Source organism: Vibrio marisflavi CECT 7928, from assembly GCF_921294215.1.
In the GTDB taxonomy this organism is placed as follows: domain Bacteria; phylum Pseudomonadota; class Gammaproteobacteria; order Enterobacterales; family Vibrionaceae; genus Vibrio; species Vibrio marisflavi.
Genome location: NZ_CAKLDM010000002.1, coordinates 2,055,850 through 2,077,094, shown reverse-complemented (window position 1 = coordinate 2,077,094; position 21,245 = coordinate 2,055,850). Strand labels below are relative to the sequence as shown.

Genomic DNA, 21,245 nt, shown 5'->3' with positions numbered 1-21,245 from the left:
GTCGTTTAATTAATAGAATTAATCAATTCACTGAATAAAAACAAGAGTCATAGTGTCAAATTTTTTACAACACTAAGATCTATTTATCTTTTTCGATATGTTAAGCTGCTTTTCATCAATTCTTAGTAGATCGAGCCGCAATTGTTTACTGTTTACCATTCCAATCAAGTTGATATTTTAAAGTCTTTATTGGTTGAGCTGATTCGGCGCGATCCTCCAACCAGCCCGTTCGAAAAAGAGCATATTCTTGTACAAAGTTCAGGGATGTCTCAGTGGTTAAAAATGGAGATAGCAAAAGAGTTGAAAGTCGTTGCGAATGTCGACTTTCCTCTTCCCGCAGCATTCATTTGGGATCTTTTTACTCGAGTTCTACAAGATGTTCCTGAACGAAGTGCCTTCAACAAAGATTCAATGTGCTGGAAGTTGATGAAGATCCTGCCAACTCAGCTGGACAAGCCTGAATTTGAGCCCCTCGCGAATTATTTACATTCTGATGTTAATGGTACGAAACTCTACCAGCTGGCAGAAAAGATTGCGGACACCTTCGATGGTTACCTAGTGTATCGCCCTGAATGGATAGCTGCTTGGGAAGATAGTCGAGAAGTCCCAGAGTTAGAAGGTGAGCACCCTTGGCAACCCATTCTGTGGCAAGAGTTGTATGACTACACATTGCAGATTGGTCAATCGCCGTTTCACCGAGCGAACTTATATGAACACTTTATTGATTCAGTTGAAAATTATTCGGGCTCACTAGAGTTTCTTCCCAAAAGGCTATTTGTTTTTGGTATTTCTTCTTTGCCTCCCCGATATTTAGATGCACTGAAAGCCATTGGTTGCCACATAGATGTACACCTAATGTTTACCAACCCATGTCGTTACTATTGGGGAGAGGTACGAGACAAAAAATTCTTAGCAAAATTATCTGCAAGGCAGCGCCAACATATTGAGTGGAATAAAGAAAGCTCAAAGCTAGAAGGTACAACGGAGCAATTGAAGGGAAGCATTGAGCAAAACGTTGAAGACGACTTGCACACAAGTGAAGTCGGCAATAGTTTACTTGCATCAATGGGGAAACTGGGGCGAGACAATTTATTTCTTCTTGCTCAATTAGAGTCTCAAGAAATAGAAGCTTTCTCAGATATTGATCGCGATTCACTGCTGCACAGCCTTCAAGCAGATATTTTGAACTTGGAGGAGCACCAAGATGACGCTGCTTTTGAATCTAGTGCGCACAAAAAAGTCGTGACCGTACCAGACAACTCTTTCACCGTACATGCTTGCCATAGTCCGCTAAGAGAAGTGGAGGTATTGCACGATCAATTGCTGTCGATGTTCAACAAAGATCCTTCTTTGACCCCTCGTGATATTATTGTGATGGTCGCTGACATTAACAGCTACAGCCCTGCGATCCATGCTGTGTTTAGTAACGCGCCATCTGATCGTTATATTCCATTCTCAATCTCGGATCTTAGCGCTGACGTTGAAAACCCAATTTTAAAGGCGTTTGTTCGCTTGGTTGAATTGCCTAGCAGTCGTTGCTCTTCTTCAGAGTTGCTTGAGATTTTAGAAACCCCTGCCATTTTGAATAAACTTTCTATTAGTGAAGAGGATTTTGACCTCGTCAGGCAGTGGGTTGAAGAATCCGGGGTGCGATGGGGCCTAGATGAGCATACCGGTACTGAGTTTGAGCTGCCGAAGATAAAACAGAATACTTGGCAATTTGGTATTCAAAGGATGTTGCTTGGCTATGCGATGTCTGATGAGGCAGGATTATTCCACCAACATGGCCAAAACTTAGCGCCATATGATGAAGTTCAGGGGCTTCGCGCAGAATTAGCGGGCAAGATAGCGCAATTTGTAGAAATGGTTAGCGATTACCGCCAAAGGCTACAAGGTTCCCATGTCATTGATGAGTGGAAAATTGCGTTATTTGACATGATTGATGACTTTTTTGAAGTTGATGCGGAAGGTGACATTGCACTGAAAACAATTCGTGATGCCATTATTGCATTGCAAGATAACATTGTAGAAGCCCAGTTTGAGCAAGATTTGCCAGCCAATATTATCGGCCAATATTTGAAGGACAAACTGTCGGGAACAAGAGTCAGTCAGAGGTTCCTAGCAGGGCAAGTCAACTTTTGTACTTTGATGCCAATGCGCTCTATTCCATTTAAGGTGGTTTGCCTACTAGGTATGAATGATGGAGTGTATCCACGTTCAATTCCTCCAGAGAGTTTTGACTTGCTGGTGGGCAGAGCGAAGCCCGGAGATCGCTCGCGTAGAATCGACGACCGTTACTTGTTTCTGGAAGCAATGCTCTCCGCACAACAGAATTTGTATGTCAGCTACGTTGGGCGCTCGATAGAAAAAAATACTGAGAAAGTACCTTCGGTATTGGTCTCTGAGCTTATTGACTACTGTCATCAAAATTACTGTCTAGAAGGGGATGAGCAGTTATCTACCGATGAATCAGGTGATCGGTTGGTTGACTTTCTGAGTCATAGCCACGCGATGACACCGTTTAGTCCCAGCGCATTTCTGGAAGGAGAAGGAAGTTTTGCTAAAGAATGGCTGCCAGCTGCCAAAACTCAAGGTATCGAGCACAATCAAGCTATCGAAGAGTTGGACGACTTTTTACTGGGCACCAGTTTTCCGTATGAACTTGATTTGAGGGAGCTGCACAAGTTTTGCAAACTACCAGTGAAGTATTTTTTCAATCGACGCCTTAAAGTCTATTTTCAATCAGAGCACTGGGTGCCTGAAGATGAAGAGCCATTTGCGTTAGATTCTCTGCAAAGCTACAACTTGAGAGAACAACTGCTTGAACACTTGGTTGATGATGTTTCTAACGCTAATCTATCAGCACAGCAGTGGCCTGAATATATTCAAAAACAAAGAGCCTACGGAAACCTCCCTGTTGGAGAGTTTGGTACATTGGACTTTGATGCCCAGCGCGATAAAGCAGAGATTATATATGAGAAAATTAAGGATCTCTGCGCCTTGCCGGAACAAGATATCGAGGTGACATTGCTTATAGAGCTTGAACCAGGAAAACAAATTCTTATCACTGGTTGGTTATCACGAAACTACCAAGCAGGGCTGATCCGTTATCGTAGTGGTAGGCTTCGTTCTGTGGATTATCTAGCTGCTTGGATCGATCATTTATGTGCGGCGGCTATCGGCAAGTCCAAGACTACTCATCTGGTTGGTTTGAATAAAACCAGCCTTGAGCACAAAGTGTATGCGGCGATTGATGATGAAGAATGGGCTAAGAAAGAAGTTTCTACCTTACTGAGATATTTTGTTGGTGGGATGAATGAGCCATTGGCCTATTTCCCTAAAACTGCACTAGCTGGCTTAAATGCGCAAGTAAGCAAAGGTAAAGTCACGCCAAGTAAAGAAGATATTTATAAGAAAATGGCGGCTGAATTTAATGGTACGCAGCAGATCTCTGGTGAAGGGAGTGATTCTTATATTTCAAGGTTGTGGCCGAAATGGAATGAAGAACTAGCACAAAAAAACCTGCATTATGCAGATGAGATTTTAAAGAAAGCTGTAGAAAATGCTGCCGATGGAAGAAAATTGGCCGCCAACAAGTAAAAGTGTAGGGATTTGCTGGACGGCCGAGGTTTTATAGACCAATAAAACTAAGATAAGTAAGAGGTAATTGCTTAAGTATCGACAGAAATTCTATCTACAATTGTTGGATTATTTCGTGATTGGAATCTCATCCCACTCTATTGTTACAAAGTGATTGCAGAAATGTCTCAATAATACCGTCTGAGTCACGCGAAGATACAGTATTTGCTTAATATATCGACATTGAAAATCTAGGGGCGACTCCCTAAATTGATTTAAGTTATTTGAAATGGTGCATTATGCCGACGAATTCTCCCCAAGATGTACAACCACTGAATATCATGACATTTCCGCTGCATGGTTCGAGATTAATAGAGGCATCAGCAGGAACGGGGAAAACTTATACCATAGCAGGGTTGTATTTACGTTTGCTGTTAGGCCATGGTGACGATCAGGCTAGACATCACCAGCCTTTAACGGTTGATCAAATCTTGGTTGTGACCTTCACTGAAGCTGCAACAGAAGAATTGCGAGACAGAATACGAAAGAGAATTCATGAGGCAAGACTGGCTTTTCTGCGCGGAAAAACTGAAGATGATTTTCTTAATCCATTTCTAGAGCAAACACCTAACAGAGAAGCGGCTGCTCAGTTACTTCTCAATGCAGAACGTCAAATGGATGAGGCTGCTATTTTTACTATTCACGGCTTTTGTCAGCGTATGCTCAAGCAACATGCGTTTGAGTCTGGCGCTCAGTTCAACAATGAACTGATTACCGATGAAGCCTACATAAAAGCCCAAGTTGTAGCGGACTATTGGCGCAAGAATTTTTATTCGTTGCCAATAGACTTAGTCCAAGAGATAAAAAAACTGTGGGAATCGCCTAAAAAACTGTTTGAAGAAGTTGGAAGGTACTTATCTGGCGCTGAGCTATCTCTAACAACAGCGCCCCCAAAAAGCGCTTTGCTCGACATACACGAAAATAATATTTCTCGTATTCAAAACATAAAGCAGCGGTGGATTGAAAGTAGTCAAGATTTACACGATCTGATTATGTCATCAGGTGTGGACAAACGCAGCTACAAATCCAATACGGTACCCAAGTGGCTAGATGAGGTGACAAGTTGGGCTGAGTCTGAGACGAAAAGTTACTCTGTACCCAAAAATCTGTCACGATTTTCTCAGAGACTTTTGCATGAGAAAACGAAAAAGGGCGAAGTGCCTGTTCACACTATTTTTGATGAAGTTGATGAGTTTTTGGCTGAGGAAATCAGCTTAAAAGGGCCGCTACTTGCTCAGGTTATTCAGCAGTGCCGAGCACGTCTCAAGCAAGTCAAAGAGCAAAAACAGGTCTTTTCTTTTGACGACTTACTCACTCAATTATCCGCCGCTATCGACATAGATGATACGGCCACACTAACCGAGAAAATCCGCCAGCAGTATCCTGTTGCGATGATCGATGAATTTCAAGATACCGATCCTCTACAATACAGCATCTTTAGCCAAATATATCTGTCTGATCCGCAGAGTGCTTTGCTCATGATTGGCGATCCTAAGCAAGCTATTTACGGTTTTCGCGGCGCAGATATCTTTACCTACATAAAAGCTAAGCAGCAAGTTACCTCGCAATACACATTGGATACGAACTGGCGTTCTGGCTCTCAGATGGTAGAGGCGGTCAATCAGCTGTTTTCAACTGCAGATAGCCCGTTCTTTTATGATGAAGAAATTCCTTTTCTTCCTGTGAAATCTAGCCCCGGTTCTGAATTGAAAACTTGGAGCTTGAGTATAGGCCAAGAAGAGTTAACTCAGCCGGCTTTCAACGTTTGGCTTAGCCAACAAGGTGATTCTTTTACTAGCATCGGCGACTACCAAGCGACCATGGCGCAGGCAACTGCGAGCCAGATATACACAATTTTATCTGCCGCTCAGGAGCAAAAAGCGCATTTAACGAAAAACTCGGGCAAGAAGGTGATTCAAGCCAGTGATATCGCGATATTGGTGCGAAATCGCAGTCAGGCCCAACTTATAAAACAAGCTCTTTTGGATCGCGGTATTGCCAGTGTGTATTTGTCGAATCGGCAAAGTGTTTTTTTAAGTTCTGTCGCTAGAGACTTACTGAATGTTTTAAATGCTGTTCTAGCTCCAGAAAATGAGCGCTACCTAAAAGCTTGCTTAGCAAGTTCGTTATTCGATTTGCCAATCTCGACATTAGACAGATTGAACAATGATGAGAACGCATGGGAAGCCGCGATCTTCGAATTTAAAGAATATCGGAATATATGGCATCAGAAAGGGCTGTTGCCGATGTTGCGCTCACTAATGAGTAAGCGACAAGTTGCCGAGCATTTATTGAGCCGAGAAGGTGGCGATAGAATTCTGACTGACTTGATGCACCTTGGTGAGTTGCTGCAACAAGCAAGTTTGGAAATCGATAGCTTTTTTGGGCTTATTCATTGGTTGTCGCAAAAAATTGATGATGCTTCAGGAGCATCGAACTCGGAAGAGCACAATCAACGTTTAGAATCAGAAAGCAACCTGGTACAGATCGTTACGATTCATAAATCCAAAGGTCTTGAATACAACCTCGTATTCTTGCCTTTTGCTTGTAGTTATAGTCAGGCGAGAGAAGCTAAATATCACGATCCATCTTCTGAAACAACGGTGCTTGATGTTGAGCAAAGTGCAGAAGCGTTGGAAAAAGCGGAAAAAGAGCGCATAGCTGAAGATTTGCGTCTTATATACGTTGCTTTAACCCGATCTGTTTACGGCTGTTTTGTCGGTATTTCACCGATTAAGAAAGGCAATGCAAAAAAACAAACATCCGATTTACACCAAAGTGCGATAGGGCATTTGATTCAGAATGGTGTGGAAGGTGATGCGAGTGTATTGCAGCAGTCGATAAAGTCACTGTGCGAAGCAACAAGTTCGATAGCGATAGCAGATTTGCCGATAGCGGGAGAAGCTAAACTTGCACCAACTATTGAGGAAAACCTTGATATACAGGCACAGGACTCTCGTCGAGATATTGAGCGTAACTGGCGATTGACCAGCTACTCAGGTTTGGTTAAGCACAGTGCTCATGGGCAGCAAAAAGAGCTAATTGTTGATGAGGCTAGCTTTGATATTGACTCCGAGGAAGAACAGGAGTTAGAAAGCGCTACCACAGCTTTTGAGTATTCTATTTTCTCGTTCCCTAAAGGGGCGAGGCCAGGTACATTTTTGCACACTCTATTTGAGCAAGTTGACTTTAACTTGCCAGCCGACAGTGACGAAAACCAGCAAATCATTATGAAATTGCTGGAGAGAGAAAACTACGATCTCTTGTGGTCACCAGTCTTATCCGAGCTTGTTGATAATGTATTGCAGGCAAAACTGAATCAAGGCGAAGTGTGTTTGGCAGATATTCCTGCCACAAGCCGCCTTGTTGAAATGGAGTTTCTTCTGCCCATTCAAATGCTGACAGCCAGTCAGTTGAATACGATTGTTCATAAATATGATCAAATTTCTAAATTGGCTGGAGAGCTGGGCTTTCATCCAGTCAAAGGCATGTTGAAAGGGTTTATTGATTTGGTATTTGAATGCCAAGGAAAGTTCTATGTTCTCGACTGGAAATCTAATTATCTAGGCGACAGCATAGAAGATTATCACTCGCAAGCACTACAAGAGGCGATGGCCGACCACCGCTATGATTTACAATACCAAATCTATAGTTTGGCTTTGCACAGATATTTGAAAACGCGGATAGCAGATTACAATTACGACCAACATTTTGGAGGTGTTTACTATGTATTCCTGCGTGGTGTTGCAAAAGAACAAGAGTCTGGGATTTTCTATCAAAAGCCTGACTATGCACTTATTAACGAGATGGACGAATTGATTGATGGAAAAACAAGTTTGTCTTCTGGGACTGAAAGTGGACAAATGGAGTTAGGGCTGTAATGAAAGACGTTTTACTCAACGAGCTGAAGCACCTGTCTCTTTTGGGCAACATTCGCCCTATTGACTATCAATTTTCTCGTTTTATTTACACTCAATTATCCAATAACCAAGATGAAGTTTCGTTTCTGGCTGGCTTGCTCAGTATTGAGTTAGGTAAGGGGAATGTATGTCTGCCTATTTTTGACAATAAAGGCATAACGAAACAGTTCATTCACACGGTTGCTCGTTTATTTGAGCACAATGCAGACCTTGTTAAAAAGGTGGAAGGTATTGATTGGCGAGAGATTCTAGCCAGTAACGCATTAGTTGGTACAGGTCAGCATGCAGTACCGATAATTTTTGATGGTTATAGGTTGTATATGCAGCGCTATTGGCAATACGAAACTGTATTGGTTGATAAGCTTCAGGCGCTTTCTATGCCTGTCACGCTTGATAGTGAGCGATTAGTCAACCTGTCGAATGTTCTCAATGAACTGTTTTGTCGCAATTACAGCTATTTATTTAAGGCATTGAGTGAAGAGCGAAAGCAGGGCAATTTGTCTATCCCAACGACTCAGAGACTAGTTTGTGATTACTTGGATGTGGTTGATACAGACAGCATTGATTGGCAAGCTGTGGACGGCGTATGCCAGCAGGCTCAGAGCCCTGAAGGGCTATCTGAGCTAGACATCTTGGTTACAAAGCAGGTTTGCGCTGATTGGCAAAAAATCGCGGCCTCTATCGCGTTAACCCGAAAGCTAGCAGTGATATCTGGTGGGCCGGGTACTGGAAAAACAACAACAGTAACCAAGCTATTATTGGCACTAGCAGCGCAAGCTAAACACAACAATGAACAACCGATCATTAAGCTCGCGGCACCAACCGGGAAAGCGGCGGCAAGATTGACAGAGTCGGTAGGTAAGGCGCTTGCGAGTATCCATTTTGATGAAAGCCTGAAAGCCGTTGTTCCCACAGAGTCTAGTACTATTCACCGTCTACTTGGTGCAATTCCGAATAGTGTAAAATTTCAGCATGACCGCAGTAACCCACTAAAGGTGGATGTGTTAGTGATTGACGAGGCATCGATGGTCGATTTATCGATGATGTATCGCATTATTGAAGCATTGCCTGACAATGCTCGACTAATTTTATTAGGAGACAAAGATCAGTTGTCTTCAGTAGAAGCGGGCTCAGTGCTAGGTGATATTTGTCAGTTCCTTAAACATGGTTATAGCTCAGTACAGGCTAAATCTATTGCTGCGTTAACTCATCACCATATTGCTAGTCATTCATCAGCATTGCCTGTGATTTCTGACAGCTTATGCATGCTGCAAAAAAGCTATCGATTTGATATTCGCTCTGGCATTGGTCAGCTTGCGAAAGCAATAAATAAAGGCCACTTTGAGGAGCTAGAGAAAGTCTATCAAAATGATTTTCGCGACATTGTTCAGTTTAGTGTGAACAAAACCAACCTCAATCAAATGATTCGCACGATTGTGGAGAAATATCGAGATTACTTAAAGCCAATTGAAGAGAGCAGTGAACATACTGGCAACGTGCTTGAGCTGGCAAGATTATCGTTAGACGCGTTTTCTCGCTGTCGTTTGCTGTGTGCTTTAAGAGAAGGGGACTATGGAGTTTCTGGGCTCAATCAAAAGATAGAGCAAGGGTTGGAAGCGAGAAAACTCATATATGTGAAAGGAGAGCAGTGGTATCACGGAAGGCCAGTGATGGTGACGAGAAATGACCATAACTTGGGCTTATATAATGGTGATATTGGTATTTGTATCTTTGATGGCGAGCGATTGAGAGTATTTTTTGAGTTGCCAGATGGCACTATCAAGGCTTTCCTTCCAAGTCGAGTACCAGAGCATGAAACGGCGTATGCCATGACTATTCATAAATCTCAGGGTAGTGAATTTGACTTTGTGCAAATGATTTTGCCAAAAGAGTACAACCCAGTTTTGACTAGAGAGTTGGTCTATACAGGCGTGACTAGAGCTCGGCAGTACTTTGAACTTTATAGTGACAAGGTGTTGCTGAAGAAGGCGATTAGATCGAAAACAGTTAGAGCAAGTGGATTGGCTGCAAAGTTAAGTGCGTTTTAACCATCCGTGGCATTTTTGAGCTTAAGCTATTTCAGCAAATGAAATGCTACGGATCTTGTATTGTTCCTGATAGTTTAAGATAAAAGCTCGTAATCCTTCATTCACTTGGAATACACAGTGGACGTCCAGTCCTTCTAGTAACTGATTATCAGCCATATCCCAAAAGCTTTGAATTGATTTACAAATAATGGTTCTCATTGATGGTTAGCTCTCATACTCGTACTGACAAAACGGCAATCCATGCGAGCCCCACGTTTGTATTGTGGGTTAGAGTCCTATGACCTTTTTTGGGCGTCCGCATATTAGCAAATAGCAGCGCTATGTATAGAGGGCTTTTGTAAACCTTTATGTAATAATTCTACGCAGTTCGAGTTTACTCTATGTTTTTACTGATAATAAAGACGTTACTGGCAATGTTTTTTCTATAAGATAAATTTATACAGCTAGAGAAAATATTTTAGAACGTCTTTGCAAGTTATATAAATCCTGCCTTTGTATAGGTAAAGATTCGACTGTTACCTCGATAAAACCTTGCTCTAAAAACCAGTGCTGGCTATGTGTGGTAAGAACAAAAATAGACTCAATGCCGAACTTTCTTGACTGTTGCTTCAGGTGTGCAAGCAGCATCAAACCACGGTTTCCCTCTCGATATTCAGTATGTATCGCCATACAGGCCACTTCAGCTGTTTTATCTTCGTTGTATGGGTACAGTGCAGCGCAGCCTATGACCAACCCATCTTTCTCGATGATAGTAAATTGATGAATTTCTTGCTCGAGCTGCTCTCTGGAGCGGCGTACTAGTACACCTTGCGCCTCGAGAGGTTGTATGAGCTCTAGTATGCCGCCAATATCGTCAATTTTTGCCGTTCTCAATCTTTCCGCACTGGCTTTTACTACTTGAGTGCCGATCCCATCGAAAGAAAACAGCTCTTGAATTAACGCGCCATCTTCTTTGTAGCTCACTAAATGGCTTCTTGGCACGCCTGAGCGGCAGGCTGAAACTGCCGAACGTAAGAATCGCAATGTACCAGAATATTCATTGTTCTGAGCATAGGCTTCTTCGAGTTGGATCAAGCGTTCTTCGGCTTCTGACGGAAATATTTCTGCGATTGCGTTGCCATCTTCGTCAATAATGCCTTGTTCAGAGCAAAAGCCGATGAGTTTTTCTGCGCCTAATTTGATCGCTGCATGTGTGGCGACTTCTTCTGACAATAAGTTGAATGACTCTCCAGTCACTGAACCAGCAACTGGCCCAAGCAATACAATTGAACCTAGCTCTAGTGCGCTGAGTATGCCGTCGGTGTTCATTCGTCTAATTCGGCCACTATTACAGTAATCAACACCATCATCGACGCCTAACGGCTGTGAAATGACGAAGTTTCCGCTTATCACATTGAGCTGTTTTCCAGCCATCGGCGTATTGTTTAAGCTCATGGATAGCCTTGCAGTTATTTCTAACTGAACCTGCCCTACAGCTTGCATTACATGCTTTAGAGCTGTTTCATCGGTGACACGAATACCTTTGTGATAGTCGGTTTGGTAGTTGTTATCTGATAAGGTTTGGTTGATTTGAGGGCGCGCACCATGAACTACAACAATTTTAACGCCTAAACTGTGAAGTAGAGCAATATCACTAATGATGTTCGTGAAGTTTTGGTCTTGCATGGCTTCACCACCAAGCATGATAACCATGATTTTCCCTCTGTGAGCATTGACATAAGGGGCTGATTGTCTAAAACCTTTGACGAGTTCGGTGCTACGAATTTTCACGTGATGGCAAATATGTTGTGAATTTGTATGTATTATTATTGTTTTTTTATTCACTTTTCAATAGCGACCTGCCAATAAAACTAGTAATTAGTCATTAGCCTTTGTGATTCTGATTCTATACTAAAGGTAAATTAGAAGAGTAAATCACTTTTTATGAATAAGCCTGTTAGAGGTGCTAGACAACGAATTCCAGGCGTCAATCCACAGGCGAAAGCCACCAAGTCACCAATGCAAAAATGGGTTGAGCGCTCTCTAATGCTCGTCGTAGCAGTTGGAGTGGTCTTTGTCATATACGCATACTTCGATTTGTATCAACGGTATCGAGAGCAAAACATGCCCAAAGATCGTCTGTACGGTATGTGGGTTGAGCAAGAAGTTGCGCCGTATATGGCTGATCGTTTTGTGATAGGTAAAAGAGGAGTACTCATTGACGGCGCAGTAGTGTCTACTCAATTTAATTTCGACGGCCAGTACTTTGAATATACTTCTGGTGGCAAGCAGATAAAGTTCATATTGCTCGATAAGAACTTGTCGAAAATGAAGTTAGTGACAGATCTGCCCTACCAACCTGTCTACCAATTGTCAGGAAGTCATAAAAATCGATCTAGATGGCAATTCACCGATTGAGATTTCATTCGTAGTTTGTCATCCTTGCCCATTCCACAAATCCCACAATTGTTATGATTCATGCTGGAGTGCATCGTGTTGAAAAACAAAGGAATGGCAAGTATTACCAAGTTTTCATCTATTTTAATCGCGTCTGCTTTGCTGGCTGGCTGTGTCAATCCAACAGATAGAGGGCAGCAGTATCAAGATGGTCAATTCCACTCAATCTTGAATAAATCAGAGACCATTCAATCTAACGCGCCACGTGATTATTCCAAATTTTCTAAGCAAGCGAATGAAGTGACAAGCCGCTCTCCGTCGATGGCGACGACCTATCAGCCACTGTATAAGAAACTCAACGATTGGATATTAGAAAGCGGAGATCCAAAAGACCTGAGCAAATATGGTGTTCAAGCGGCTCAATTGGGTGGCGGGGATGATAAAGGTAACGTGTTATTTACCGGCTACTTTTCTCCTGTGATGGAACTGCGTCATCAAGCAAATGACAAGTTTAAATATCCTGTTTATGCCAAACCTGATTGTGAAAGTGAGTGTCCAACTCGCGCACAGATTTACGATGGTGCTCTGAAAGGGAAAGGTTTAGAGCTCGGTTATGCGTCGAATCGAATTGACCCATTTATCATGGAAGTGCAGGGTAGTGGCTTTGTTCATTTCGAAGACGATGACACGCTAGAGTATTTTTCTTATGGCGGTAAAAACAATAAGCCATATGTTAGTATTGGTAAGATTCTGATTGAAGAAGGTGAAGTTCCGAGAGAGAAAATGTCGCTCAAAGCGATTAAAGAATGGGTACATAGCCACAACGATCAACAAGTGAAAGACTTGCTAGAGCAAAACCCATCTTTTGTTTTCTTTTTGCCTCGGAAAGCGCATGACGTATTAGGTACGGCGGGAATTCCTTTGCTGCCTATGGCCTCAGTTGCGGGTGATTCGAGCATTTTACCTATGGGAACCCCAATACTTGCCGAAGTGCCACTAGTGAATGCTGACGGTACTTGGAGTGGCGTTCATCAGCTAAGGTTACTGCTGGTGCTAGACACTGGCGGTGCAGTGAAAGACAACCATTTAGATCTCTATTATGGAATGGGGCCTCGAGCGGGTATCGAAGCAGGGCACTACAAGTACTTTGGTCGAGTTTGGAAACTTGGCTTGAACCATTCTGCAACTCAAGCTCCTTGGGCTAAGCCACCAGAAAAACTGAGTAGATAGTCGGTATCGTTTCGATCACTTCGGACTATCCAGTAAACTGGGTATAGACATTTACATACAGAGTGCGTATAAAACGCACTCTTTGTTTATTCCGCTCCAACTGGAAAATCTTTATGCGTGAACTCAACTCCCCAGCATCAGAATCTTATGACCAGCGCTTTGGTGGTACCCGTAGGCTTTATGGTCAAAGCGAGGTAGAGATCCTAAGAGCCGCGCATGTGTGCGTGATTGGTATCGGAGGAGTAGGTTCATGGTCAGTAGAGGCACTCGCCAGAACCGGTATTGGTGAGCTTACGCTTATCGATATGGATGACGTGTGTGTGACCAATATTAATCGCCAAATACATGCTATGTCCGGAACGGTGGGTGAAAGCAAAGCTGAAGTGATGGCAGAGCGAATTAAACTCATCAATCCAGATTGCAAAGTGAACGTTATCGATGACTTTATTGGTCCAGAGAATCAGCAGGAATACTTAAACAAAGGTTATGACTATGTGATTGATGCAATTGATAGCATCAAAGCGAAAGTAGCACTGCTTGCTTACTGCCGCAGCAACAAAATCAAAGTGATTACAATTGGCGGCGCTGGTGGACAAATCGATCCCACTCAAATTAAAACGGCTGATTTAACCAAAACTATTCAAGACCCTTTAGCAAAAAAGGTGAAAGATAGGCTACGCCATCAATTTAACTTCCCTAAAAATCCACAACGTAAGTTTGGTATCGAATGTGTATTTTCAACTGAACAACTGAAGTACCCGCAAGCTGATGGTTCTGTCTGCGGAGTCAAGTCTTCAGCAGAAGGGCCAAAACGTATGGATTGTTCCAGTGGCTTTGGCGCATCCACCATGGTGACCGCGACATTTGGCTTCGTTGCAGCAGCTCGTGTGGTTGAAAAGCTTATTCAAAAGTACAAGAAGTAGCAGGCCTGAAATGTCGATAGAGAACTACAGTGATTTCGGTAGCAAGATAACCAGTGAAGACATTGCAAAAACAATGAGTGATCTGACTGGTTGGGAAGACAAGTATCGCCAAGTGATCCAATGGGGTAAACAGCTACCTAAATTTACTGATGAGCAAAAGCAAGAAGAAATAAAAGTGTCTGGTTGTGAAAGCCAAGTTTGGCTTGTTTGTGAACAAGTTGATGGCGTTTGGCAGATTGCAGCAGATTCTGATGCTCGAATTGTTCGAGGGTTGATTACGTTAGTATTAGCGGCCTACGATGGCAAAACCAGCCAACAGATCGCAGAGTTCGATATTGAGCAGTATTTTAATCAATTGGGCCTTATCGAGCATTTAAGTCCATCTCGCGGAAATGGGCTTTATGCGATAGTGGAAGAGGTGCGTCAGAAAGTTAGCCAAGCCGATAAGAGCTGAGATTAACTAATTTGTACTAATTCTATTCTTGTCGTTGCTACGCAATGACCTTTACGTTTACTTTATTTTCTAGCTCATATCTTAGGTTGTGGGTGTCTTCGCTTTTGCATTCTTGCCACTTTTTCGCTTCACCTTTTACTCCATGAGTTCGAAACGCGTTGATTTTCAATTGAACCTCATTTGGCAGAGCGTTAATAAACTCCGCGAGTTCAGCAATACTTTGCTCAAAGTCCGTTTGGTTCGGTATCTGAAGTAAGCGTATTTCATACAGTTTGTCATGCTCAGCCAGGTATCGAATTGTCTCTAGTACCCGAGTATTTTTTCTGCCTGTTAAATGGCAATGTACTTCATTTTTCCAAGCTTTAAGATCGACCATTGCCCCATCTAAATAAGGAAGGATTTTTTGCCAACCTTGAAGCGAAAGTGAGCCGTTGCTATCAATAAAGCAAGTTAAATGAGACAGTGCAGCGTCATGTTTTATACGGCTAAACAGAGAAAAAATGAAGGGCAGTTGAAGTGTTGCTTCTCCGCCTGATACCGTAATGCCACTGATAAAAGGAGCATGTTTTTTTACCAGCTTATACATAGCTTCACAACTGTAAGAGTTGATTTTCGGGGAAGATTGGTTTGGGCAAACATCTATGCACTTGTCGCACTGGCTGCAAAGTTGACTATGCCAATTTACCTTGTTGTCGCTATTTAGCGTCAAAGCATTGCTTGGGCATGTGTCAATGCACTCGCCACAATCATTGCAGTGATTGATTGTGTATGGGTTGTGACAACTTAGGCAGGCATAGTTGCAGCCTTGCAGAAAAATGACCAGGCGGTTGCCTGGTCCATCAACGCAAGAAAAAGGTAAAACCTTACTAACTCTCGCGAACTTCATTGCTCAGAGCCTCTGAACTCTTTATTTGAAACTTCGGTGAAGTTTCGCCGCTGATAACTCGTGGTTTTCTGTCTAGTACCGACAAGTTGTCTGCTGCACCACTTGCGAAAACAGTGGTATTCATGCGAGAGCCTTTCTCTTTAAATTCGGCCAGTTCAGAGCGTTTTACCATATAACCAGTCACTCGCATCAAGTCGTTAGATTCTACGTTTGCAGTGAACTCTCTAAAGCCCATATGAAATGCTCCTAAGCATAGGTCATACATGGCTTGAGGGTTTGACTTGACCGTCTCATCGATGGTGAGTATGTCGCTGATACCTGACAGGTAGTATGGATGATGTCCAGACGTTGCTTGGATATATGTTACGGGATCAGGTTCACTACCATAAGGGATTCGAACGCCGGGTGTTACGCCGTGGTCTAGGTCTATTCCGCCTTGAGCATGTAACAAGGCGCGCTTGTTCAAGCCATATTTAACTTCATGTGATTCAACTACCTGCGCTAGCTTGGCTGATATTTGATATCCAAGTTGATTGGCGCTTTCTGAATGTCCGTATTGCTCGGCGCTGTTTTGCTTGCTTAGCAGTGTATTGACGGCTTCTGCCATTCCGACAATTCCAAACATAGGAGAGAAACGCGATTCTTCGATTAAGCCCTCTTCGATGAGAAAGCTCTGCTTGAAAAAGCCCGACTTTTCGTGCAAGAAAGTACAGCGAGTGTCGATCAGTTCAAATAGATTGTCACAGTATTCAGGTAAAACCTTGTCGATAAAATGAGTGAAATTGTCGGCTTTTTCTGCGACTTTCTTTAAATTTATTCGAGCGAGAGTGTTTGCACCTCCCGCGAGTGGTAAGACGTTGTAACAGCTTACAATGCCAAATCTACCTTTGCCAAAAACATCTTCATGTACTGGCGTATTGGCGATGTGTGGTTTGCTGCATTGGCAGATATTGTCTGTCGCGATTCGCAATAACTCTTGAGGTGTTGTATGTGGGTCATACATAAAGGTGAGGTTGGGCGCGACTTGTTTAAGCTCGGCGTCAATGCGCAAAATGGTGCGGCAAATAATGTTATCACTTGGACCAATATTGGCGTGCATAAAGGCATCAGGCAAAGTGCGATCAAGCATAATCCAAAAGTGTTTAAGCTTTTTGTAAATCTGCTCTTCGCTTAGTGAACTTGCGTAGGGAAGAAGAATCTCATCGAGCTGCCCAAGGTACACAGGAATAGAAGTCACCGAAGGAACATGATGATACAAAATAGTCAGCATGTTTATCGCATCATCAAAATCTTCAGCGTGTGACAGCTCTAAATACTCTGAGCCTTGCTTTAGAAACTTGCCATAATCGGGTAGTACATAGCGAGGCTTATAAGGGGCGTGGCCTTCAAATAGATCACAGATTATGCCTTCATCTTTGGCGAGCTTCGCGTCTATGGAAAGGTCTGGATAGGGAAGGCTAGCTTCTGCCTCGGCTGCTAAATAGTTTCTTTTTTGAGATGGTGAAAGGCAGTTGTCTGTGACTATGCTGTAGAGTCGTTGCTTAGAGAGAGTCATCTTATAACCTTTTTTATTGTAAGGATAAGAGTATACCCCTTTGTCGTGATGACTCAAATTGATTCGAATTAAGGGTGCGAAGTGAGGCACCCTCAATATCGACTATGCAGCTTTTTGGTGTTGAATGGTATGTTTGTTACTTTGTGGTTTCGGTGATTCTTGATCGGGTTTTACAAGTTCGAATACAGTACAGCCAATCACAATGCACCATAAGATAACAGTAATTAGAGTCAAAGCATCGATGTTGAGAACAGCATGTAAATAGGACCATAGTGCAGAGAAAATAGAGAACAATGCTGTGAACATCGCTGCAGCCGTACCAAAGTGTTTATCCAATACTTTCATACCACCATGCGTACCCATTGGCCCTAGCATTCCTGCTCCTACTCCAATCGTAAAGAAGGTTCCTACGGTGTAGTCGAGAGAGTTGTGTGTGCTGAGTATTAGAGTTGCCATAGCAACAACAGCAAACGCGACAAACTTGAGGTGACGCTTATCCACCCTAGAGCCAATATGCTTGGATATCATGTTACCTACTAAGTAAGCAATGCAGATAAAAAGAGCAATGTTGGAATAGTCACTGGTAGACACATGAAAACGTTTGATAAAGATTTCAGGGCCAAATCCAAGAAACAAACCCAGTATGACCGAGAAAAACAAACCCACTAAGATAGCGTTTTTCATAAACAATGGGTTTTTAGCGCAATATAAGAACTGTTCGGTAATGCCTTTAACATTGACTCTGCTTGGTTTGAAAGCCTTGTCAGGCTCGTGAGTATTCTTGTAAGTACTAAAAAGGACACATAAAACCAATACAGCAAGAACAGCGTAGATAAGGTGCCAGTTTAGAAACTGAGCCATTTCAATAGACATTTTGGTCGCAACAATTGGGCCTGCAATTACAAGTACAGAAAAGCTTGTATAGGCTTTAAATAGTAAGTGATGATCTTTAATTGCATGATTCACTATGGAACGAGACACTACTGAAAAAGCCCCGGTGCCTAAACCGATAATGATAAGCCCAAAGGTAAATGTGTAAAAAGAGTCACTAAATGCGCAGAGAACTAACCCTATAAAGCTAACGCTTTGTGCTATCAGTAATACGTTCCTCCTTCCCACGAAATCGGAGACGGGCCCTAAAACTATTGAAGATACCGAGAAGAAGAAAAACAGTAAGGAAACGCCGAGTTGCAGGTCAGTCATCGAGATATGACTTTTCTGACTGATAGTCAGCAAGATAGGGGCAGTTGAGCTCAGCGTAAGGTACGCGACGAAGAAAATTGCGTAAATTGTATAAATAAACCGGCTATTGGTATTCATTGTACCCTCACTGAGAATGAAATTGTTCTTTGATGTGAGTAGATTAGTCCTGTTTATTGATGAGTAAAAATTGTTTATTATCATTAAACCGATAATAAAAACTTATCAAACTTCAGAGAATGAACTTCACACTTAAACAGCTGAAAACCTTTCAAGTTGTCGCAGAGCACCTCAATTATCATCGAGCAGCAGAAGCGTTATTTATCACTCAGCCAGCCGTAACTAGGCAAATTCAAATGCTAGAAGAAACCGTTGGTTTCACCTTGTTTGAAAAATTTGGCAAGAAAATTCAGTTGAGTGAACAAGGCAAAAGTATGTTGTTGGAAGTGGATGCGGTGATGGGGCAGCTAGATGTTATGCAAACCCATATTAAGCAAAACATTTCGCGCGACAAACAGTTTTCTTTGGCAGTGATTCCGGGCTTAGAAGATCTGACTATGGAAGCTGTGATTGATTTCTTTAATGTCGATCCTGATGTCAAAGTGTCGATTGAAGTCATATCCAACAGAAACATGGCAGAGGTTATTGGTTCCAACAAGTTTGACTTGTGTATTGCTGCAAACTCTAAAGTGGATAGCGACTACCGAAGTGAAGTTTTATTTTCTACCGATCTATGTTTGGCTGCTTGTTTTGACCATCCGCTGCGTGGCAAAAAGAAAGTAACAAAAACAGATATTGAGAATGAGTGCTTTATTGAAATGGAAACTTCAGAGTCGTTTAGAGAAACAATGGAAGCGTTTAAGTCTCGATATATCGCGGAAGAGAACAGCCGAATAAAAATTCATGGTCGAAATGCTCTGCTGAAAGCTGTATATGCCGGAATTGGTATTGCCTTGCTGCCAAGGTACACCCTAAAAGAAGGGATTGAGTCTGATCGGCTTTGCATACTCAATATTGATGACCTAAAGCTAAGTGCGAAGTATCGGTATTTCTTCCATAAAAATAAGGTGTTTAGCGAAGAAACGAAGCAATTTTTAGCAATATTACGCAATAAAATAGGCGAGAAGGTTTAGAAACCTATTCGCCTATAACACGGTTATGTCTTTGAGTTACTAAAGCTTTGGTTGCTAACAGATAGTTTGCTAAAGCATATCCAGAGCTTTTTCTAGTGCTTTAATAAACACTTTGACTTCTTCAATCGTGTTGTAGATGCCGAAAGATACTCTCACCGTACCGCTAATGCCTACCGACTCCATAAATGGGTGAGCACAGTGGTGACCAGCTCTTACTGCAATACCTTGTTTATCTAAAAGTGTTGCGACATCTTGGTGGTGAACGCCATCAACAATAAAAGAAATGATGTTGCTATTGGGCTGGTAGCCAATGACTTTTACATCTTCAAGCTGACACATTGCTTGATAGGCAAAATCCTGTAACTGGTGTAGATGCTGCTCAATATCGTTGATGGAGTACTGCTCGAACCATTGGATTGCTTTCGCTAGAGATATAGCTCCGGCAACATTTGGTGTGCCTGCTTCAAACTTAGCAGGTACATCAGAGTAAGTGGTGCCTGAAAAAGAGACTTTCTCAACCATCTTTCCACCACCGTGCCATGGTGGCATTGCTTCTAGCAATTGGTATTTTCCGTAGAGAGCACCGATGCCCGCAGGTGAGTATATCTTATGGCCAGAGAACACATAAAAATCGGCGTCTAGGTCAGCTACATTTGTTCTTTCATGAACTATGCCTTGCGAGCCATCAATAACAGCGATGGCTCCAACTTTATGTGCAGCCTGAGTGAGTTCGCGAATTGGCGGCGTATAGCCATTCACATTGCTCATTTGGGTTAGAGCAACAATCTTGGTTTTACTTGATAGTTTTTGGTGAAACGCTTTGATATCAAGTGAGCAATCCGCAGTCATTGGTACTTTTACGATCTTTGCTCCTGTTTGCTCAGCGACAATTTGCCACGGAACAATATTGGCGTGGTGTTCAACTTCGCCAATTAAAATCTCATCGCCAGATTTTAACTTGCTACGAGCATACGTCTGCGCAATAAGGTTCAGCGCTTCGGTTGCTCCGCGGGTCCATACGACTTCTTTGCTAGAGCTGGCACCGATAAAGTCGGCAATAGTCTGTCGTGCGGCTTCGAACTGGTTAGTAGCATGAGCTGTCAATGAGTGACTACCACGGTGGACGTTAGCATTTTGCGTTTGATAGTACTGCGTGACAGTATCGATAACTACTTGAGGCTTTTGTGCCGTTGCTGTGCTATCTAAGTAAACCAGTGGCTGACCATTTATGGTTTGTTTAAGAGCAGGAAATTGATCTCTAATTTCATTGACGTCGAAATTCATTGTTCACCTAATTTGTTGTAATGCAGAGTAGGGAGCGTCACCATAGGTTCTGCTACGCTCCAAGCATGTGCCTTTCCAGATAGCTTTATGATGATTTCCATTGCGAACTCAAGAGCCGTTCCGGGCCCTTGGCTGGTGATCAAGTTATGATCGATATCGTAGGTGACACGTTTAACTCGTAGTTTGTCCTTCGCAATCTTATCGTGAAAGCTAGGATGGCAAGTCATGATTGCTTTCGGGTATAGGTTGTGATGTTGCAATACCAGCGCAGGAGCTGCACAGATTGCAGCCACTAAACGGCCGTCATACATTTGCTGTTTCACGATCTCTAGTAAAACAGGGCTGTCTCTAAAAATTTCAGCGCCGCCTACGCCACCAGAAAGCACTACGGCATCAAACTCATCATCAGCGATGTCAACCAACAAGCAATCTGCTGTGAGCGTTACACCACGAGAAGCTTTGACGCATAGGTTACCATCAAACTCGGCACTTGCGACGACAACTTCATAGCCTGCACGCACCATCATATCAATGACTGTGACGGCTTCCATTTCCTCTGTGCCAGAGGCAATTGGCACCAATATTTTTTTAGTCATG

15 protein-coding genes are annotated in these 21,245 nt (G+C 42.7%); 8 read left to right on the top strand and 7 right to left on the bottom strand.

Annotated features, from left to right (window positions below; translation table 11 throughout):
- The first annotated feature begins 141 nt into the window (after nucleotides 1–141).
- From recC to recD, 3 genes are all read left to right on the top strand, one after another.
- Complete coding sequence (gene recC / locus L7A31_RS16320; RefSeq protein WP_237362816.1) at nucleotides 142–3,600, top strand: exodeoxyribonuclease V subunit gamma; 3,459 nt, start codon at nucleotides 142–144, stop codon at nucleotides 3,598–3,600.
- A 278-nt stretch (nucleotides 3,601–3,878) separates the two neighbouring features.
- The gene (gene recB / locus L7A31_RS16315; RefSeq protein WP_237362815.1) at nucleotides 3,879–7,520 is read left to right on the top strand and encodes an exodeoxyribonuclease V subunit beta; all 3,642 of its coding nucleotides are present in this window, start codon (nucleotides 3,879–3,881) and stop codon (nucleotides 7,518–7,520) included.
- Nucleotides 7,520–9,607, top strand: coding sequence for an exodeoxyribonuclease V subunit alpha (gene recD, locus L7A31_RS16310; protein WP_237362814.1), 2,088 nt, complete (start codon nucleotides 7,520–7,522; stop codon nucleotides 9,605–9,607). Before recB ends, recD begins: the two co-directional genes overlap by 1 nt.
- Before the next feature lie 21 nt (nucleotides 9,608–9,628).
- Here the strand turns inward: recD and L7A31_RS16305 are convergent, their stop codons facing one another.
- Together L7A31_RS16305 and argA are read right to left on the bottom strand one after the other, a co-directional pair.
- A complete protein-coding gene (locus L7A31_RS16305; protein ID WP_237362813.1) occupies nucleotides 9,629–9,805 on the bottom strand; it encodes a hypothetical protein in 177 nt (58 codons plus the stop codon).
- A gap of 237 nt (nucleotides 9,806–10,042) precedes the next feature.
- Nucleotides 10,043–11,377: an amino-acid N-acetyltransferase gene (gene argA / locus L7A31_RS16300; RefSeq protein ID WP_237362812.1), complete on the bottom strand. Its 1,335-nt coding sequence runs from the start codon at nucleotides 11,375–11,377 to the stop codon at nucleotides 10,043–10,045.
- 153 nt (nucleotides 11,378–11,530) lie between these two features.
- On the opposite strand from argA, the gene L7A31_RS16295 reads away from it, so the two are divergent.
- The 4 genes from L7A31_RS16295 (at nucleotide 11,531) to L7A31_RS16280 (ending at nucleotide 14,590) form a co-directional block, all read left to right on the top strand.
- Nucleotides 11,531–12,004, top strand: a complete 474-nt coding sequence (locus L7A31_RS16295; protein WP_237362811.1) for a DUF2850 domain-containing protein — start codon at nucleotides 11,531–11,533, stop codon at nucleotides 12,002–12,004.
- Between the two features lie 93 nt (nucleotides 12,005–12,097).
- Nucleotides 12,098–13,213 carry a murein transglycosylase A gene (mltA, locus tag L7A31_RS16290; protein WP_237363589.1) on the top strand — a complete coding sequence of 372 codons (1,116 nt, stop codon included), beginning with the start codon at nucleotides 12,098–12,100 and terminating at the stop codon, nucleotides 13,211–13,213.
- Between the two features lie 113 nt (nucleotides 13,214–13,326).
- Nucleotides 13,327–14,136 (top strand): tRNA cyclic N6-threonylcarbamoyladenosine(37) synthase TcdA, encoded by an 810-nt coding sequence (gene tcdA / locus L7A31_RS16285; RefSeq protein ID WP_237362810.1) that lies wholly within the window; start codon nucleotides 13,327–13,329, stop codon nucleotides 14,134–14,136.
- A gap of 10 nt (nucleotides 14,137–14,146) precedes the next feature.
- Nucleotides 14,147–14,590 (top strand): SufE family protein, encoded by a 444-nt coding sequence (locus L7A31_RS16280; protein WP_237362809.1) that lies wholly within the window; start codon nucleotides 14,147–14,149, stop codon nucleotides 14,588–14,590.
- 37 nt (nucleotides 14,591–14,627) lie between these two features.
- Here L7A31_RS16280 and L7A31_RS16275 read toward each other — a convergent pair whose 3' ends face one another.
- From L7A31_RS16275 to L7A31_RS16265, 3 genes are all read right to left on the bottom strand, one after another.
- The gene (locus L7A31_RS16275; RefSeq protein ID WP_237362808.1) at nucleotides 14,628–15,476 is read right to left on the bottom strand and encodes a YjjW family glycine radical enzyme activase; all 849 of its coding nucleotides are present in this window, start codon (nucleotides 15,474–15,476) and stop codon (nucleotides 14,628–14,630) included.
- Nucleotides 15,457–17,031, bottom strand: a complete 1,575-nt coding sequence (locus L7A31_RS16270; protein ID WP_237362807.1) for a YjjI family glycine radical enzyme — start codon at nucleotides 17,029–17,031, stop codon at nucleotides 15,457–15,459. The genes L7A31_RS16275 and L7A31_RS16270 overlap by 20 nt, the downstream gene beginning before the upstream one ends.
- Before the next feature lie 102 nt (nucleotides 17,032–17,133).
- The gene (locus L7A31_RS16265; RefSeq protein WP_237362806.1) at nucleotides 17,134–18,351 is read right to left on the bottom strand and encodes an MFS transporter; all 1,218 of its coding nucleotides are present in this window, start codon (nucleotides 18,349–18,351) and stop codon (nucleotides 17,134–17,136) included.
- Nucleotides 18,352–18,470: 119 nt separating this feature from the next.
- On the opposite strand from L7A31_RS16265, the gene L7A31_RS16260 reads away from it, so the two are divergent.
- Nucleotides 18,471–19,364 (top strand): LysR family transcriptional regulator, encoded by an 894-nt coding sequence (locus tag L7A31_RS16260; RefSeq protein WP_237362805.1) that lies wholly within the window; start codon nucleotides 18,471–18,473, stop codon nucleotides 19,362–19,364.
- A 69-nt stretch (nucleotides 19,365–19,433) separates the two neighbouring features.
- Here L7A31_RS16260 and csdA read toward each other — a convergent pair whose 3' ends face one another.
- Nucleotides 19,434–20,648 carry a cysteine desulfurase CsdA gene (gene csdA, locus L7A31_RS16255; protein WP_237362804.1) on the bottom strand — a complete coding sequence of 405 codons (1,215 nt, stop codon included), beginning with the start codon at nucleotides 20,646–20,648 and terminating at the stop codon, nucleotides 19,434–19,436.
- A complete protein-coding gene (locus L7A31_RS16250; protein ID WP_237362803.1) occupies nucleotides 20,645–21,244 on the bottom strand; it encodes a DJ-1 family glyoxalase III in 600 nt (199 codons plus the stop codon). The genes csdA and L7A31_RS16250 overlap by 4 nt, the downstream gene beginning before the upstream one ends.
- Between the last annotated feature and the right edge of the window lies 1 nt (nucleotide 21,245).

What these genes read in the sequence shown, in the direction of transcription:
- recB (WP_237362815.1), top strand. Translation starts at nt 3,879, where the DNA reads ATGCCGACGAATTCTCCCCAAGATGTACAACCACTGAATATCATGACA.
- recD (WP_237362814.1), top strand. Translation starts at nt 7,520, where the DNA reads ATGAAAGACGTTTTACTCAACGAGCTGAAGCACCTGTCTCTTTTGGGC.
- L7A31_RS16305 (WP_237362813.1), bottom strand. Translation starts at nt 9,805, where the DNA reads ATGAGAACCATTATTTGTAAATCAATTCAAAGCTTTTGGGATATGGCT.
- L7A31_RS16295 (WP_237362811.1), top strand. Translation starts at nt 11,531, where the DNA reads ATGAATAAGCCTGTTAGAGGTGCTAGACAACGAATTCCAGGCGTCAAT.
- mltA (WP_237363589.1), top strand. Translation starts at nt 12,098, where the DNA reads ATGGCAAGTATTACCAAGTTTTCATCTATTTTAATCGCGTCTGCTTTG.
- tcdA (WP_237362810.1), top strand. Translation starts at nt 13,327, where the DNA reads ATGCGTGAACTCAACTCCCCAGCATCAGAATCTTATGACCAGCGCTTT.
- L7A31_RS16280 (WP_237362809.1), top strand. Translation starts at nt 14,147, where the DNA reads ATGTCGATAGAGAACTACAGTGATTTCGGTAGCAAGATAACCAGTGAA.
- L7A31_RS16275 (WP_237362808.1), bottom strand. Translation starts at nt 15,476, where the DNA reads ATGAAGTTCGCGAGAGTTAGTAAGGTTTTACCTTTTTCTTGCGTTGAT.
- L7A31_RS16270 (WP_237362807.1), bottom strand. Translation starts at nt 17,031, where the DNA reads ATGACTCTCTCTAAGCAACGACTCTACAGCATAGTCACAGACAACTGC.
- L7A31_RS16265 (WP_237362806.1), bottom strand. Translation starts at nt 18,351, where the DNA reads ATGAATACCAATAGCCGGTTTATTTATACAATTTACGCAATTTTCTTC.
- L7A31_RS16260 (WP_237362805.1), top strand. Translation starts at nt 18,471, where the DNA reads ATGAACTTCACACTTAAACAGCTGAAAACCTTTCAAGTTGTCGCAGAG.
- csdA (WP_237362804.1), bottom strand. Translation starts at nt 20,648, where the DNA reads ATGAATTTCGACGTCAATGAAATTAGAGATCAATTTCCTGCTCTTAAA.
- L7A31_RS16250 (WP_237362803.1), bottom strand. Translation starts at nt 21,244, where the DNA reads ATGACTAAAAAAATATTGGTGCCAATTGCCTCTGGCACAGAGGAAATG.